The organism is Lysinibacillus sp. RS11 (assembly GCF_042019215.1).
Classification (GTDB): Bacteria; Bacillota; Bacilli; order Bacillales_A; family Planococcaceae; genus Lysinibacillus; species Lysinibacillus xylanilyticus_A.
Window position 1 is genome coordinate 284395 of the sequence record NZ_CP168124.1, and the last position, 16283, is coordinate 300677.

Below are 16283 nucleotides of genomic sequence, written 5' to 3' on the forward strand. Positions count from 1 at the left end.
ATTGCGGATTTAGTTAACTGAATATTTTGTCTTTTGTGCTTAGAGAATAAGGAGGTGTTTGCATGAAGTGGTGGAGGAATCAAAAGCTATATGTAAAGATTTTCATCGGGGTATTAGTAGGGATTGTGTTAGGTTTTGTCTTTGGACCCAAAGTTGCCATTATAAAACCTATCGGGGACATTTTTATTCGCTTGTTACAAATGCTCATCGTTCCATTGGCCTTTTTCAGTATTGTATCGGGTATTACTAAGCTTGAAGATATTAAAATGTTAAAGTCTATCGGTGGTAAAATAATGATTATTTATGTTCTTACCACTTTATTAGCGACGATTATTGGTGTCGTTACGGCCCTTTTGATCAGCCCAGGTAAAGGAGAGGTAGGGCTTCTCGGTAAAACAGAAGCTATAGATCAAGAGGAATTTAGTTTTCTTGATAATATTGTTCAATGGTTTCCGTCAAACGTTGTGCAATCAATGGCAGAGACCAATATGCTTCAAATTATTATCTTTGCTGTTTTTGTCGGAGTTGCCATAGTACTTCTTGGAGACAAAGTGAATAGAATTAAGGAATTAGCTCATGAAGGCGCGGATTTGATGATTAAGATTGCTGAAATTGTTATTAATTTTGCTCCATTTGGAATTATGGCATTAATCGCAAACGTTGTCGGAACGCTTGGGTTTGGGGTAGTGATCGAAGTTGGTCGATATGTATTATCAGCATTTATCGGGTTTTTAATTATTCTCTTAGTGGTCTATCCGATTATGTTAAAAGTATTAGGAAAAACCAGTCCAGTTTTCTTTTACAAACAAATAAGTCCAGCTATGCTTGTAGCTTGTAGTACAACATCAAGTAGTGCAACACTTCCTGCGTCGATGGAGGTTTCAAAAAGGGGACTTAAAATACCAGAACATATATATGGTTTCACGCTTCCACTTGGCGCTACACTTAATATGAATGGATTAGCATCGACATTAGGTGTTCTAGCAGTATTTGCGGCAAATCTATATGGGCTCCCTATTACGTTCAGTATGATTTTACAAACTGCTTTTTTAGGTGTTGTTCTTGCAATGGGCTGCGCAGGAGTGAAAGGGGCGGATGTTGTGACTGCATCACTATTGCTTTCTACAATGGGTCTTCCTCTTACAATAATCCCAATCATTGCGGCTGTTTCTCCAATTGTAGATATGGGGAATACCGTGGTCAATATTACTGGTGATATAGCAGGAACACAGATTGTTCATCAAAGAAACCCTGAATACTCAAATGAAGGAGTTTAAAAAAGTCTAAAAGTGGCTTGAGCCTTATTTTAATGGGCTCAAGCCATATTTTTTCGCTTATGAAAAAGTGTTCCGATAGATTTGAGAAACATTCCGATAAACGATGAAATTGTTCCGATAAATCTTAAAAACATACCGATATTTCACGAAAAGGTTCTGATAATCTTATTGAAGATATGCTTTAAGCGCTATTAATAGTGACTGGCAAATGATGATTGATTCTATTGCATTAGTAGCTATTTCAAGAGAATGGTCAGCATTTTCTACAATAGCAAGCTCATGGGAAGAGAGTTGTTCTAAACGTTCTTTAGAGTAATGAGGATCAGCTGTACCAATTGCTAAAAACGTCTGCTTTTCTAATAAGTTTTGCATGATATGTTCAAGAGATAATAAGGGAGTTAAAAGTACATAACGAGAAGGAACAAGTGAAGGCTGTTGCAAATAAAAATCTATGATAGCCAATGTTCCAAGTGATTTTCCTATATATACAGCTTCCGTATAAGATTTGGTGCTTAAAATATAGTTTACAATAGGATTTGCAGCATTATAAACCATTTCTGAAATAGCTTCTGGCTCCTGTTCGAATTGTTGCGGATCAAATGTATAGCATACCTGTACAACATCATAGCCAAGCTCTAGCATCAGTGCAGTGGAATAATAAAGAAGTGGTTTTTCATAAGTATAGCCTGTGCCAGAGAACATAAAGCAAACTTTATCGCTAGTGCTGTCAAAGTAATTGTATGCAATGCCATTATGTTGTTCTTTTTTAAGTTTCATTTTCATGGAAATACCTCCATTTATTTCTTATTTGTTTTATAATCTTACTATAACAAGGAGGGGGAATTTTATGAAGGCGGTTATCATCAATGAGTTTGGCACTTCTGATGTTTTAAAGTATGTGGAATGTCCAAAGCCTACTATTTCGGCAGGGGAGGTATTAATACGCACGTCATATACGAGTGTGAATTTTGCTGATATTAAAAACCGAACAGGTAATAAGGCAAAAGCGAATTTTCCGATGATACTTGGTTTAGATGTAGCGGGTGTAGTGGAAGAAGTTTTTGATGAAAGTAGTGTTTTTAAAAAGGGGGACCAAGTAATTGCATTCCCGAAAAATGGAGCCTATGCAGAATATGTGGTGGCGAAAGAGCAGCTTGTCTTTAAAATTCCAAATGATGTCCCTTTGGAAAAGGTAGCTGCTGTGCCAACAGTTTCATTTCTATCCTATCTTTTGACACATCAAATTGCTCCAATTAGTAAGGACGATCGTGTATTAATTCACGCTGCATCCGGTGGGGTAGGGACAATGCTTATTCAAATGGCGAAAAGGCTAGGTGCAAAGAAAATTATTGGCACGGTTAGTAATATGAAGAAAGCGCCAATTGCCTATGAACTAGGTGCACATCATGTACTGACATATGATAATTTTAGTGAACAAGTTAATGAATATACGGATGGTCAAGGTGTTAACATTATTTTTGACTCAATTGCAGGCAATATTACGGAAGAGAGTTTTAACTGCTTAGCTCCTTATGGTACGCTAGTGCAATTTGGAAATAGTGGTGGCAAGGCAGGAAATATAAAAACATCTGATTTACATAGTAGCTGCCGCAATGTGAAAGGCTTTAGCTTAGGAACGACTCGAGCTTTCAAACCAGAAATGCTACAACAAGTTGCACAGGAGATGTTTACTTTATTGAAAGATGAAAGCTTCCAAGTACCAATTGCCAATGTTTTTGCATTAGAAGACATGCAGAAAGCCCATGAATTAATGGAAAGTCGTCAGCATCAAGGGAAAATTTTAATTAAAATATAAAACATTGACCCTGTATAGATACACACTATACAGGGTTTCATAGTGTAAAAAAACAAAATGGTCAAGGGGATTTTGGTGATGTTGTAGCTCTTTAAATGAGGGTGATTTTCGATCCAGGCTACTCGCTTTCCTGTGGGCGAGCGTCGATCTGCTTCCTCCGCTTAAGTTGTTGCTGACGCTTCGTTAACACTCCGCTTTCGCACAGATTTGCCGAAGGGCCTACATTCTATAATAGTACGGAAATCTCTTCAAATATTTGTTAAAATACGATATTATTATATGGATTTTTGTATTTCTTTACTTTATTTTGATATTGTTATTTGTTTTAGGTCAATTTTAAAATATAATGTTATGTTTGGCCTCTTGTATAATTAAGCGCGAATATAAAGGAATGGCTAATAGGAGAGTGATGGAGTGCTTTTTAATTCCTTTGAATTTATTTTTCTATTTTTACCAATTACATTTGTAGTCTATTTTTTCTTAAATCGATTCAGTAACCAACAATATGCGATTTATTGGTTGGTACTGAGCTCTTTGTTTTTTTATGGTTATTTTAAGTTAACTTATTTAGCAATCATCACGGTCTCAATCATTGTGAACTTTGCTTTAAGTCGGATCATTAATAATAGCAATCATCGTCTGAGAAAGACTTATATGATTATCGGAGTAGTCTTTAATGTTTTAATACTTTGTTACTATAAATATACAGATTTCTTTATTACAAATATTAATAGTTTATTCGATACAGATTTTGCAATGTTGCATTTATTGCTACCATTAGGGCTTAGTTTTATTACATTTCAACAAATTGCTTTTATTGTTGATAGTTATCGAGATGGAACAGCTCATTATAAATTTAGCAATTATGCGCTGTTCATTTTGTTTTTCCCACAATTAGTAGCGGGGCCAATTGTTCAGCATGATGAAATGCTTCCACAGTATGATATTAAAGAAAATCGAAAAATTATTCATGACAATGTTGCACGTGGCTTATTTATCTTTGTCATCGGTTTAGTCAAAAAGATTGTTATTGCGGATACGGTGGGCATATGGGCTAATGCAGGTTTTGAAAATTATAGTAACTTAAGTTTTGTAGAAGCGTGGATTACTTCCTTATCGTATACCGTACAACTTTATTACGATTTTAGTGGATATTCCGATATGGCGATTGGTTTAGCCTTATTATTTAATATTAAATTACCAGTAAATTTCTTCTCCCCCTACAAAGCACGTAATATTCAGGAGTTTTGGAAAAAGTGGCATATGACCTTGAACCGGTTTTTAACTACATATGTATATTTTCCGTTAGGTGGTAGCCGAAAAGGGGAATTTAGGACTTATATAAATATTTTAATTATTTTCTTCATCAGTGGATTTTGGCACGGCGCTGGATGGAATTTTATTTTATGGGGACTCATGCATGGTTTTGCGTCTGTTGTGGTAAGACTTTTTAGTAAAACAGGTGTTAAACTTCCTTATTTACTTTCGTGGTTTATAACTTTCCAATTTGTTAACATTGCTTGGGTATATTTCCGTGCAACAAGCCTCGAGCAAGCAAATACTATCATATCTAAAATGTTTACGCCAAATATGGAATCTATAACGAGCTTCTTTACTGAGCCACTTACTAATTTTGCTCAAGCGGAAGCATTTAGTGTTATGGGATTAACATTAAGTGATCCAATCGTGATTGTTGTAGGACTTTTAATCACACTTGTATTTGCATTTACTGCCTTAAATTCTATTCAGTTAATGGATAAGATGAAATTTAATTGGGGAGCAATCATTTATATGCAATGTATGATTGCGCTAGTTCTTATATCGATCTACTATATGCAGAAAAATAGTATATTCTTATATTTTAATTTCTAAATAAAGGTGTGAATTAACTTGGATCCGAAAAAATGGTTAGTAAAATTGTTTGCCACATCCTTCATCGTAATAGGATTACCTGTTTTCGGAATTATGGGTTTCAATTATTATATTGATCCTCTATGGAATTACACACATGCCAATGACTTTAACGACTATCAGCTTGGCTTTGATGAAAGACAATTAAAAACAAATTATATTAATAACCATGATTTCAATTATGATAGTTTGCTAATTGGAACGAGCAGGATTACGTATCTTGATGAAAGGGCCTTTACAACAGAAAGTGTCTATAATTATTCATTAAGTGGGCTGCAGATAGAAGAATACTTGCCTTATATGAAATATGCTGAAAAGAAAAATGGTAAGCCTTTTAAGAAGATTTTTATTGAGTTATATTTTGATTCAGCTAATACTAGCAAACCTAATACATTGAATCCGCCGCAAACTTATATTGAGACGTCTGAGGCACCGTTTTATGCAATAAAATCTTTATTTTCAGAAAGCACTATGCATTATGCTCGTTTTAATTATGATATCTCTAAGGCAAATCATTATGATGGTGCTCGTAGTTACATGCGTAATAATATTGCACAAACTACATATCCGAATGATGATATGGAGCAGTCGTGGCAAGAATTTAAGAAAAATTTTAAAGCAGAGTCAACCAAGCCTTTTATGTATGATCATGACTATCGGAAAAAGCTTCAAGCTATAAAAGAGGCATTTCCAAATACAGAATTAGTTGTCTTTACGGAGTTAATGCCTGCCAAACGACTTCAAACAATTTTGCATAATGATAATCGTTACGAGGCATATAGCAGATGGATGAACGAAATGGTGGATGTGTTTGGTACCGTCTATAGCTTCCATACTGTGAATGAAGTAACAACAAATGTGGATAACTTTTTTGATTGGCTTCATTACTATCCAAATGTGGGATATTTAATAATAAAATCTTTAGAGAACAGGGAAGATCAATCAACTATTATGCAAGCTGTAAATAAAGGGAATCTTGATGAGTACCTTGAAAATGTAGTGGTAGATATAGATATTGAATAAGAGATGAAAAGATGACTCCGACCTGTACGGTCAGAGCCATCTTTTTTCAATGTTGATATTGTTAGTGTTATTGCTTGTGTAGTTCATTTATTTTTTCATAAATACGTCGCTTACGATAGAGCATAATACCTGCTTCGGCAACATCTTGCATCATGCCTTTATTGGCAAAGGCACCGAAAATCATCCCGGCAATCGGAATCATTTGGAACAGCTTTTTCCAACCAAACTGATCGCGATACGTAAAGAATACTTCCTTCCAACCTTGAAGCTGTGAAATCACATTTTCTGCTGCGTTATTATGAGTATCATACATGGACGAAAGTTCCTTCAATATCGCTTCTTTGCCGACAATATCGGCGGAGCTGAATTGGAGACATTTTACGATGAAAATACGCTCCATTTTATCGTTCGGATCATAGCCATGAATGATCGCAATCTCTTGCAATGTTTTTAAAGCCATCCCTAAAATAAGAGGAATATCAATAGCCAATGTGAAAATACCACCAAAGCCAGTAGAAGCACCTTGCACTGTTGCGAATTTCACACGCTCATTTTGTAATTTGTCACTTAGCGCAATCATATCCTCTAGCGGCATTTGACTAATATCGGATATAGCAAAAATATTTTGAAACGAAGATTGGTTACGGATTTTCTGCATCATTGCTTGTTCATTAATTAAATATTTACCACCTGTTTGAATATAGCTTCCTAATTCATCAACTAGTAATGCTATTTTATTTTGCAGGAAGGTAGGTGTCATCTTATCTAAGATTTTAAATGGGATGCGACCTAATTTATCAAAAAACCACAAATCCTTTTGATCTTTTTCCCATGCTTGAATTTCCTGTAAATGCTTTTCTAATTGCTCGACATTCTCCATTTTGTCTATTCCCCTTATTTTTTGCATTTAATTAACTTCTTTCAGCGGGTGTTCAAACACCCACTGAAATAGAGGAACTCAGTCTAAGAACGCCATGTCCTGTGGCAATGACTGAGTGACCACATCATGCTGTGTTGCTGCCGCTACGCTTTCGCACAGACAAAAACACGTTGCTGACGCTGCGTTAGCACTGCGCTTTCGCACAAAAAACATCTGTTGCTGACGCTACGTTAGCACTACGCTTTCGCGCAAAAAACATCTGCAGGCCTAGGCACAAAGCAGATTTCGGACGCAATTATGCCGAGGCATAATTGATATACGTAAGGAATTTAAAAAAGGTTTCGTTAGTTTTTGAAAAATTGCGACATTAATGCGGGGGATTATTGCCAAACTGTTGCAAGTAACGCGATACCTTCTTTGATTTGCTCAAAGGTCAGCCCGCCATAGCCTATAATAATCATGGCGTGTTTAGAGACTTGCTGATAGGAGGTTGAACATGGATAGACTTTGATTCCTGCCTCCCGTGCAAGACTAATCGCAGTCTGTTCAGCAAGCCTTTTTGGTAGCTTCATAACAATGTGTAGCCCAGATTTTTCCCCAATTACTTCGAAATCCTCGGAAAAATTTGTGTTAATAGCTGCTAGTAAGGTCTGTTGCTTTTTGCGATAAATAGTGCGCATTTTAGCTAAATGCTTATCGAAAAAACCTTGAGCAATAAAATCGGCTATCACAAGCTGGTCTATTTTTGAGACAACAGACTTTTGTTCCTGATTAAAAAGAATAAAATCCTCGACTAGTGATTTAGGCAAAATCATGTAACTTATGCGTAGCGATGGGATAAGTGTTTTTGAAAATGTTCCGGAATAAATAACACGCTGAAGCTGATCCATTTTTGCTAATGAAGGGATAGGGAGCCCCTTATAGCGAAATTCTGAATCATAATCATCTTCAAAAATATATGCTTTCTCAGAAATTGCCCATTGCATAAGTGCTGCACGCCGTTCAACGGGCATGACCATGCCGAGCGGAAACTGATGTGCGGGTGTTGTGTATAACATGTGGATAGGTTTTTTCGGTATTGTAACCCCTGAGTGATCAACAGGAATAGCGTGAGTTGTTAATCCACATTGTTGCAATATTGCACGTACTCTTTTAAAGCCAGGCTCCTCTAAGCCAACATGTGTTTTTGGGCCAAAAAAGTGACATAGAGCTTGAAGTTGACTTTGTGTACCACTATAAACAAACACTTGTGATGCTTCACAAGTAACGCCTCTTGAACGTTCAACGTAGCGAGCGATTTCCGTCCGTAATAGAGCCTCTCCTTGCCAAGGGCTTGTCGTTAAGTTATTCACATTGAAGTGCTTTTTCAACAGCTTATGCCAGATGGAAATTGGAAAAGCCTCTTTATCCACATGTCCGTTGTTAAAATCAAATTTTATATCATATGTAATTGGTGTTATAGCAGGGGATGTATGCGGCTTCAGCTGCTGTCCCCATTCGAATTCAAAGGGAGCTATGAAATAACCTGAGCGTTCCTTGCTATAGATATAGCCTTCCGCTAGCAATTGCTCATATGCTTCCTTAATCGTATGAACACTAACATCGAGCGTTTTAGCAAGTGTTCGTTTAGAAGGTAACTGCTCATGGGCCGGTAGTTTATTGTTGATAACTGCTTGTTTTATTTCTTCGTAAATTTGCACGTATTTCGATGTATCCCCAGTAAATGAAATCGATAACTCCAAAATATTGCACCTCCTGGTATGGTGTGTTTTTTGAAAATTGGTTATATTCATCATATCAAAATTACCGTTAAATAGTGAAAAAGGAGTGAATGAAAATGAATTTTGTAGCGTTAGAAAATGAAGTAGTATTACTTAAACCATTAGAACAAAAGGACTCTCAAGGGATACTGGAGGCTGGTAGTTATCCAGAGATTTGGCCTTATTTGTCCACAATGATAGAGAAAATGGATGATGTGCATAACTTTGTGGACAAGGCACTATCTGCAAAAAACGCGAAAACAGAGTTTCCATTTGTTATTGTGGATAAAAATTCTGGGCAAATCATTGGTTCGACTAGGTTTATGGATATTGATGAGAATCATAAACGGCTTGAAATAGGTACGTCATGGATTACACCTGTTTTTTGGCGTACCACTATAAATACGAATTGCAAATATTTATTACTACAATACTGTTTTGAAGTGTTAAATCTACAACGTGTACAAATTAAAACAGACCATGAAAACGTGCGTGCTCAAAAAGCAATTGAACGTATAGGAGGAAAAAAGGAGGGTGTTTTACGTAATCATATGGTGCGCAAGGATGGCACAACTCGCCATACTGTGATGTATAGTATTACTTTACAAGAATGGCCTGAAGTGAAAAAACATTTACAGCAGTTGCTAGTTGATTCTACTAAAGAATTAGGATGAAAATGGTATTTATTTAATTTCTTTCAGCAAATGTTTTTTGTAGCAAGAGCAAAGCGGCAGCTACAGTAGTCTCCCATAGGCGGTGTCAAAAATAGATAAGAAGGGGAAGAGTACCTAAAATTTGAGAGAGTGAAAGGAGAGAACGACGGTTAATGCTTGGTTGATAGATGTGAACCGACTAATAACGGTAGAACAATATGTAGCACTAAATCATAAATGATGGATTACAAGTCATTTTGAAAAATTTTTATTCAAAGTTACAAAGCAACCTTACAATGTTTGATCAAAATAAATTTCACCCTAAATCCACTGTTGCATAGCTAGAAACAAAAGAAAAGTCTGCTTTTTGACAGCGCTTTTCTTTTGTTCTTTATCCCGATCCTTGAATAGTTTCTCTTTTATCTATTTGGAGAAGAATCCTTTTTTTCTTCTGAACTAAATCTATTTTTATCAGATGAATCGAGACAAGGGTCGTTCATTCACTATTCTTTATTCTTAAGGATCTTGCCCTTTACTTCACCAATCCTGACTTCTCCGTTACCTGACTGAGTAATAGAAGCATCTTTCGCCACGTGGTTGATATCTAGACTACCATCACCTACGTGTATCTGTGCTGAGCCACCTATCTGATCAATCGTAATATGTCCATTGATATTGTTAATAACTACATCCGAACCGATATCACGAGCGGTGATGTCACCATCTCGATTATCAATTTCAAGTGAGTCGGTTAGATTCGATATTTGAATATCACCATTGATATTTTCAATCTTGGCGCTGGACGCTAGCTCTGATACTTGGATATTGCCGTCACGATGGGATTTAATATCCAGCTTAAGCTGCTTTGGAACTTTGATTTCCAGATCGACTGCCCCCGATCCCATAGCGAGGAATTGCCCTCTAAAACGTGCATCTAAATAAGCAATATCTTTCTGTGCTTCTAGATTTAATTCCAATTTATCCATGCTGACCCCGTTGCTCTTGGCCACAGCAACGACTTCGATTTTATCTGAATCAGAGTTCCCTGAAACCTGAATTTCCCCATTCCGATGATCAATGACAAGCTTTGTCAGACCGACCACCGATAATTCTAGGTCCTTCTCTGATGATTCTTCTTTCGCTCCGCAAGCAGCAATCAACAGCAATAACACTACAAGCATAGCGCCCTTTATTCTCTTCATTTTGTTCATATTTATCCTCCTTTTTCTAGCAGAGATTGATCTAAAATTCCGCTTTTGTTGCTCAATTTCGAAGTTCGCCACTCAGACCACATCACGTTTTACAAATATAGGGTAGGATACTAAATACATGACTGCTAGATGGATACCAATAAATACGAGAGAAAAGCCCAACGTTACCCCATCAACAGAAGGATTTCCGTATATGTACGGAGTAAGGTCAGTGTGGGAGAAGACAAAGTATTTCGTCCAGCTCCAGCCGTCCATCGCAATCGCAATAATAAACCCAGTTAACGAGACGAACAGGGAAATAACGATGGAGAAAGTTGTGCTCCGAAAGGCGGCAGAAATCATAAATGCCAACGTAATCACGATGAGCAAGAATGGAATATTAAGCACATATCCCACAAGTAGAGCTTGTAGCATCGGAACTTCCTCTACAGCTTGGTTCTTTACATAGAAATAACTGTCCGCTAATCCATCAAAGCCGAATATGAAGCCACCAAGGAAAATCGATGTTAATATTCCAGCCACTGATAACATAAGGCCGAACAAGATAGCGGCGACATACTTGGAGATGTAGATTTTGGTGCGACTAGCCGAACGGGTCAATAAAAGTTTAATCGTACCGGATACGAATTCAGCAGCAACAATCTCGCCAGCGATAATAATGGAGATAAGGGAAACCGCAAAAATGATATTCCTTACTAGGCTCACTGCAAAGGTCCATGCATTGGTGCTAGGTGGAATGTCTTTGTCTAAATAGTACTGGTTCAGCACTATGTGTTTCTCAGCCTGCTTGATTTCAATGTTCAGCGCGTCCGACTTGCTTGCTTCCTGGCGGAGTTGAACGTTCTTTTGTTCTAACTGTACTCTCCAATTATCGTTTACAGCGTCACTTCCGGCTGTTTTCAAATTCACGATTTGAAGTACTACGTATAACAAGACGATTGCAATCATAACCCACGTCCGCTTTCGTTTATAAATCTTCATGTTTTCATTGCGAATGAATGAAATCAATGGTCTTCCCCTCCTGTTATCTCGATAAATATGTCTTCCAGCGTCTTTTTGAGCGTGTGGACGCCATATACGTTAATTCCGGAAGCCATTAGCTTTTGGCTAATCTCCGGAATATCCGACTTGGCGATGCGGATTTGTATATGTCGTTGATCGGTCGTGATTTCATCGCCAGACATTAGCGTTTGGAGAATTTGTACAGCTAGATCCGGTCGATCGACTTCAAATCGAACTTGCAGTCGTTCATCTTCTTCCATATCTGATATTTTGTGAGTACTAATCAGTTTTCCTTTCTGCATAATAGCGACCCGATCACACATCATTTCCATCTCGGACATGAGGTGGCTGGAGATCATAATTCCCACACTTTCTTTTTGAGCTAGATGCTTCAAGTGACCTCTCAGTTCACGGATACCAGCCGGATCAAGTCCGTTGGTAGGTTCATCGAGTATAAGTAGGGAAGGTTTATGGACGAGAGCGACGGCAAGACCTAGGCGCTGACGCATGCCCAGGGAGTAGGTCGCAACCTTATCACTGATACTATGCTCCAAGCCAACGAGTGAAATGACTTCTCGGATTCTTGCTTCTGTCACGCCTGGCGTCATACGAGAGAAGTGAAGTAGATTGTCATAACCGGATAAATATTTGTACAAATCCGGATTCTCCACGATTACGCCTACATGCTTCATAGTTTGTTCAAAGTGGGTATGAGCATCTGTACCGTCAATTAGTACTTGGCCTCTTGTTTTGGACATGAGACCGACAATCATCCGAATCGTCGATGTTTTTCCTGCACCATTCGGACCGAGGAGCCCCAGGATTTCTCCCTTTTCTATATTTAGCGTTACCTGATCAACAATGATCTTGTTTCCTACTTTTTTCGTAAGATCACGAATTTGTAGCAGCGACAATGCCTACCACTCCCTTTTATTAGTAATTGGAATGAGATATACTTTTCTGTATTCTAGTGGAATCTCATCTATCTTCAAATTAGCAGAACGATTGTCATAAAGCCGAGTGACAAGAAGTCATAACCTTGATATGACAAGGGAAATTAGGGTTTTTCAGGCTGCTTTTTTTCTCAGTTCAATAAGATGAAAGGAGTTGTACATATGCGTTTTTTAATTAAAAATGAAAATCGGTGGTTATGGCAGGACTGGAATATGCTTGTTATTCGTTGTCTATGGGTCGTCGCCGTTATCATTTTTATGTATCAAGATCAGCCAACCTTTTCTTTTTGGATGGTGTTTGTTCCTCTTTTGCTGTGTAACCTTGTCCCATTTTTATTTGTGAAGGGTCATTATTATCAATACCTGATATCAGAGTGCTTGTTTGCGGGTGGAGTATCATTATTTCTTGCTTATGATTTTGGACTGATACGTCTGTTTCCACCGGCTCTCTTTATGATTGCGTTCTATACCCGAGGGCTATCCCATTGGTTCTCGCTTCCTATCGCCGTCACACTGTTTGTTCTAAGTACAGGGGATTCTTTCAGTTCATCGCTGTCACACCCTGTCATATGGCAAAGCATAATCGATGCGCTTATCTTCTACGGGGTAAGCTACGCGCTGCAAAAAGGAGCCCTAGCGATTAATGCTATCAAACAGAAGCTTTCGTTGATAAAAGAGCAATACACGATTTTGGAGCAGTATTCATCACAGATTGAAAGAATGACGCTGTTAGAGGAACGTTACCGTATGGCTCGTGAGCTACATGATACGATCGGTCATACCTTTACTTCCATGATTTTAGGAATGGAGACGTTAAAATCCCATATTCATTCGGAAGAGGGAGAAGCCAAGCTGCAGGGAATGCTCAAGCTGGCGAGAACGGGATTAGATGACATTCGCCGCCAGGTGCATCAAATGGATCCAATCGAGGAGGCGCTGCCGTTGGATCGAGCGCTGCTTCAGATTATGGATGAATTCAAGATGAATACCGGGATTCGAATCGTATTCCGTACAATGGGTGAGCCTTATCCTGTGATGAAGCAGGCCAAGCTTGCCTTGTATCGCTGTCTGCAGGAGGCTCTAACTAACGCCAGCCGTCATGGGCAAGCCAGTACGATTCAAGTTCTTTTGCAATATGATCATACGCAGATGATGCTACAGGTACAGGATAACGGCAAGGGTGACGACAACCTCGAGTATGGATTCGGACTGACAGGTATGAAGGAACGTCTAGCCCCATTGCAAGGCAAACTCTTTATCCATTCGCAGACGGATGCTGGCACGATGGTAACTTGCACGATTCCGAATTCATCTCATGAGGGTGGACAGAAAATCAAAATCTTGTTGGCCGATGATCAGCCATTAGTCAGTGAGAGTCTGAGATTGCTGTTAGGAGAAGAACAGGATTTTGAAGTGGTGGTTGTTGGAGATGGCAAGCAAGCTATCGAAGAATGTAAGAAGAACCGTCCTGACATTGTATTAATGGACATCAACATGCCCGAAATGGATGGTATCGAAGCTACAAAGTTTATTAAAGAGACGTGGCCAAACATTCGGGTCATTATGATTACAACAATAGAGGATGTTGCCTTGGCAGCGGAAGCGCTTCGTATTGGAGCAGAAGGCTACATGTTGAAATCGATACACCCTAAGGAATTGGCCGCAACCATCCGACTTATATATAGCGGGGGGACGATGATCTCACAGGATATAGCTCATCAATTGTTTCAACACAAGATAGGGGATAAGGTGCAGAATCGGTATGAACTAACCGAGCGGGAAATCGAAGTTCTCGGGTGCTTGACTGAAGGGCTTCGCAATAAGGAAATTGCACAAAAGCTACATCTGTCGGAAGGTACGATCCGAAATTATATCTCCTCTATTTACCTGAAATTGCAAGTGCATAGCCGTGAAGAAGCGGTGGAGAAGGCAAGGATTGAGTGTCTAATTTAACGAAGTGAGAGGGAATCTAAGTCAAACTATCGAATGGCACATTCTTTCTAATTCATTAGGTGTTAAAAGTACTCATAAAATCACTTCCATTTATATTTTAATTGTATGTAAAATAATTACATTTATATAAGTGTTCTGAAATGTAATTATAATCAAAAGTAAAGCTGAACTAATTAAAATAATTAGTTCAGCTTAAAAATATAACGTTAGCCCTTGTCTTTAATAGAAATTAATCGACCATTCTTTTTTTATAGATAAATCCTGCTACAATCCAAGTCACTAGTGACCATACGATGATAGTAGCTATTGGAATAATGACGTCCATTGTTGTGAATGTTCCTTCTAAAGCCTCTGCTAATAGTACCAATTGAGAACTTGGTAACCACTCTGCAACTTTTAAAATAGGGAAGGCTTCCGATAATCCTAGGATAATAGGAGCGAATGAGAAAATAAAGATAACAGGTAGAACAATAATAGATCCTTCCATAATCGATTTGGCGAATAATCCACATACTGTTCCCATTGCAATATAGAACACAGCTGAAAACACTAAAGCAATAGCTATGATGAAAAAATTAGCAGGTTCATAGCCAACAAGAAAAATAGTCAAGGCTACAACTACTATTGTAACGATAAAGACAAACAAGCTTTTACCAATTAAAATATCTCCAAGTGAAGCGGGAGAAAGCATTAGACTGCGAAGTGTATTTTTTTCTTTCTCCTCTGCAATTAAACAACATTGTACATAGGTAGTCACCATAGAAAACGCCATATTTATTGGAAGAAAATAGGTTATTATAGCATTTGCACCTGTTTGATTGTATAGAATAGCCATAATAAGTGGCATTAATGCCATTGTTGATACCGCATAGTTACGTGAAAATTCCTTATAATCCTTCATAAAAATAGCTTGAATACGTGTCATTGAAATGTTCATAGTAAATCACTCCCTGTTATTTGCATAAAAATATTACCTAGTGTTGGTTCATTTGTATAAATGCGAGACACTTCGTTCGACTGCATCCAATGAAACAGTTTTTGTGCATCCTGTTCTCCAGTTTGAATGATTTCACAAGCACCATTTTTTAACTCAACAGTAATAGAATCATCACCGAATTCTTTTTTTAACTGTTTCGGTGCACCGATTGCCCGAATTTTTCCTTTATGTAAGAAGGCGACACGATCACAAAGTATTTCTGCTTCACTCATATCATGTGTTGTTAAAAATATTGTCGTACCCATTTCATTTAACCTACGCAAGCCATTATATATATGCTGTGTATTAACAGGGTCGAGTGCAGAAGTTGGTTCGTCTAAAAATAATAATTCTGGTTTATGCATGATGGCACGTGCAAGTGTAACACGTTGAAGCATCCCTTTAGAAAGCTGACTAATCTTCTTTTTACGCTCGCTATTTAAGTTAACAAAGTCCAGTGCTTCTTTTACTGCTGATTTTGGTAATTGGTATAAATTACTATATAGTGATAAATTCTCTTCAATTGAAAGTCGTGTATACAGACCACTATTATCTGTTAAAATACCAAAGCGTTTACGATTTTGACTTTGTTTCATTTCATCTGCTGGGCGACCAAACAATAAAACCTCGCCAGCAGTTTTTTCAGTTTGTGCTGTTAATATTTTAATAGTAGTAGTTTTTCCGGAGCCACTAGGGCCAAGAAAGCCGAATATTTCTCCTTTTTGAATAGTAAAGGAAACATCCTGTAATGCTGCTTCCTTATTAAATGTTTTTTTCAAATGCTGAACCTCGATCACTGCGTTCATTTGAAAACCTCCCTGTGTTGTTGTTGATATCTACACTATAAGGGACAATGGAGAGCTCAACA

General features: G+C 37.9%; 15 protein-coding genes. 6 read left to right on the forward strand and 9 right to left on the reverse strand.

The window, feature by feature from the left end:
- The first annotated feature begins 62 nt into the window (after positions 1-62).
- Complete coding sequence (locus tag AB9L17_RS01525; RefSeq protein ID WP_068985873.1) at positions 63-1277, forward strand: dicarboxylate/amino acid:cation symporter; 1215 nt, start codon at positions 63-65, stop codon at positions 1275-1277.
- A 165-nt stretch (positions 1278-1442) separates the two neighbouring features.
- Here the strand turns inward: AB9L17_RS01525 and AB9L17_RS01530 are convergent, their stop codons facing one another.
- The gene (locus AB9L17_RS01530) at positions 1443-2060 is read right to left on the reverse strand and encodes a hypothetical protein (RefSeq protein WP_223554730.1); all 618 of its coding nucleotides are present in this window, start codon (positions 2058-2060) and stop codon (positions 1443-1445) included.
- Between the two features lie 64 nt (positions 2061-2124).
- Between AB9L17_RS01530 and AB9L17_RS01535 the strand changes: the two genes are divergently transcribed.
- The 3 genes from AB9L17_RS01535 (at position 2125) to AB9L17_RS01545 (ending at position 6027) form a co-directional block, all read left to right on the forward strand.
- Positions 2125-3093: a quinone oxidoreductase family protein gene (locus tag AB9L17_RS01535; RefSeq protein WP_223554728.1), complete on the forward strand. Its 969-nt coding sequence runs from the start codon at positions 2125-2127 to the stop codon at positions 3091-3093.
- A gap of 414 nt (positions 3094-3507) precedes the next feature.
- Positions 3508-4965, forward strand: a complete 1458-nt coding sequence (locus tag AB9L17_RS01540; protein WP_375199954.1) for an MBOAT family O-acyltransferase — start codon at positions 3508-3510, stop codon at positions 4963-4965.
- An 18-nt stretch (positions 4966-4983) separates the two neighbouring features.
- Positions 4984-6027 (forward strand): hypothetical protein, encoded by a 1044-nt coding sequence (locus AB9L17_RS01545; protein WP_375199955.1) that lies wholly within the window; start codon positions 4984-4986, stop codon positions 6025-6027.
- A 67-nt stretch (positions 6028-6094) separates the two neighbouring features.
- Here AB9L17_RS01545 and AB9L17_RS01550 read toward each other — a convergent pair whose 3' ends face one another.
- The 3 genes from AB9L17_RS01550 to AB9L17_RS01560 all read right to left on the reverse strand — a co-directional run bounded on the left by AB9L17_RS01550 (position 6095) and on the right by AB9L17_RS01560 (position 8649).
- Positions 6095-6907, reverse strand: a complete 813-nt coding sequence (locus tag AB9L17_RS01550; RefSeq protein ID WP_223554722.1) for an EcsC family protein — start codon at positions 6905-6907, stop codon at positions 6095-6097.
- Between the two features lie 78 nt (positions 6908-6985).
- A complete protein-coding gene (locus AB9L17_RS01555; protein WP_263297513.1) occupies positions 6986-7111 on the reverse strand; it encodes a hypothetical protein in 126 nt (41 codons plus the stop codon).
- A gap of 176 nt (positions 7112-7287) precedes the next feature.
- Complete coding sequence (locus AB9L17_RS01560) at positions 7288-8649, reverse strand: PLP-dependent aminotransferase family protein (RefSeq protein ID WP_375199956.1); 1362 nt, start codon at positions 8647-8649, stop codon at positions 7288-7290.
- 95 nt (positions 8650-8744) lie between these two features.
- On the opposite strand from AB9L17_RS01560, the gene AB9L17_RS01565 reads away from it, so the two are divergent.
- On the forward strand, positions 8745-9341 hold the full coding sequence (locus tag AB9L17_RS01565; protein WP_223554718.1) for a GNAT family N-acetyltransferase: 597 nt from the start codon (positions 8745-8747) through the stop codon (positions 9339-9341).
- A gap of 482 nt (positions 9342-9823) precedes the next feature.
- Here the strand turns inward: AB9L17_RS01565 and AB9L17_RS01570 are convergent, their stop codons facing one another.
- From AB9L17_RS01570 to AB9L17_RS01580, 3 genes are all read right to left on the reverse strand, one after another.
- Positions 9824-10531, reverse strand: coding sequence for a hypothetical protein (locus AB9L17_RS01570; RefSeq protein ID WP_223554716.1), 708 nt, complete (start codon positions 10529-10531; stop codon positions 9824-9826).
- Positions 10532-10603: 72 nt separating this feature from the next.
- A complete protein-coding gene (locus AB9L17_RS01575; RefSeq protein ID WP_375199957.1) occupies positions 10604-11539 on the reverse strand; it encodes an ABC transporter permease in 936 nt (311 codons plus the stop codon).
- Positions 11536-12447, reverse strand: coding sequence for an ABC transporter ATP-binding protein (locus tag AB9L17_RS01580; RefSeq protein WP_068985882.1), 912 nt, complete (start codon positions 12445-12447; stop codon positions 11536-11538). Before AB9L17_RS01580 ends, AB9L17_RS01575 begins: the two co-directional genes overlap by 4 nt.
- Before the next feature lie 201 nt (positions 12448-12648).
- Between AB9L17_RS01580 and AB9L17_RS01585 the strand changes: the two genes are divergently transcribed.
- Positions 12649-14439, forward strand: a complete 1791-nt coding sequence (locus tag AB9L17_RS01585) for a response regulator (RefSeq protein ID WP_375199958.1) — start codon at positions 12649-12651, stop codon at positions 14437-14439.
- A gap of 229 nt (positions 14440-14668) precedes the next feature.
- On the opposite strand, the gene AB9L17_RS01590 is transcribed toward AB9L17_RS01585, so the two are convergent.
- Both AB9L17_RS01590 and AB9L17_RS01595 read right to left on the reverse strand, forming a co-directional pair.
- Entirely contained in the window at positions 14669-15376 is a 708-nt protein-coding gene (locus tag AB9L17_RS01590; protein WP_375199959.1) for an ABC transporter permease, read from the reverse strand.
- Entirely contained in the window at positions 15373-16221 is an 849-nt protein-coding gene (locus AB9L17_RS01595) for an ABC transporter ATP-binding protein (protein WP_068985885.1), read from the reverse strand. Before AB9L17_RS01595 ends, AB9L17_RS01590 begins: the two co-directional genes overlap by 4 nt.
- Between the last annotated feature and the right edge of the window lie 62 nt (positions 16222-16283).

Excerpts from the sequence above, each read along its gene's own strand:
- AB9L17_RS01585 (WP_375199958.1), top strand. The coding sequence starts at position 12,649 with ATGCGTTTTTTAATTAAAAATGAAAATCGGTGGTTATGGCAGGACTGG.
- AB9L17_RS01590 (WP_375199959.1), bottom strand. The coding sequence starts at position 15,376 with ATGAACATTTCAATGACACGTATTCAAGCTATTTTTATGAAGGATTAT.
- AB9L17_RS01535 (WP_223554728.1), top strand. The coding sequence starts at position 2,125 with ATGAAGGCGGTTATCATCAATGAGTTTGGCACTTCTGATGTTTTAAAG.
- AB9L17_RS01570 (WP_223554716.1), bottom strand. The coding sequence starts at position 10,531 with ATGAACAAAATGAAGAGAATAAAGGGCGCTATGCTTGTAGTGTTATTG.
- AB9L17_RS01525 (WP_068985873.1), top strand. The coding sequence starts at position 63 with ATGAAGTGGTGGAGGAATCAAAAGCTATATGTAAAGATTTTCATCGGG.
- AB9L17_RS01530 (WP_223554730.1), bottom strand. The coding sequence starts at position 2,060 with ATGAAAATGAAACTTAAAAAAGAACAACATAATGGCATTGCATACAAT.
- AB9L17_RS01550 (WP_223554722.1), bottom strand. The coding sequence starts at position 6,907 with ATGGAGAATGTCGAGCAATTAGAAAAGCATTTACAGGAAATTCAAGCA.
- AB9L17_RS01565 (WP_223554718.1), top strand. The coding sequence starts at position 8,745 with ATGAATTTTGTAGCGTTAGAAAATGAAGTAGTATTACTTAAACCATTA.
- AB9L17_RS01595 (WP_068985885.1), bottom strand. The coding sequence starts at position 16,221 with ATGAACGCAGTGATCGAGGTTCAGCATTTGAAAAAAACATTTAATAAG.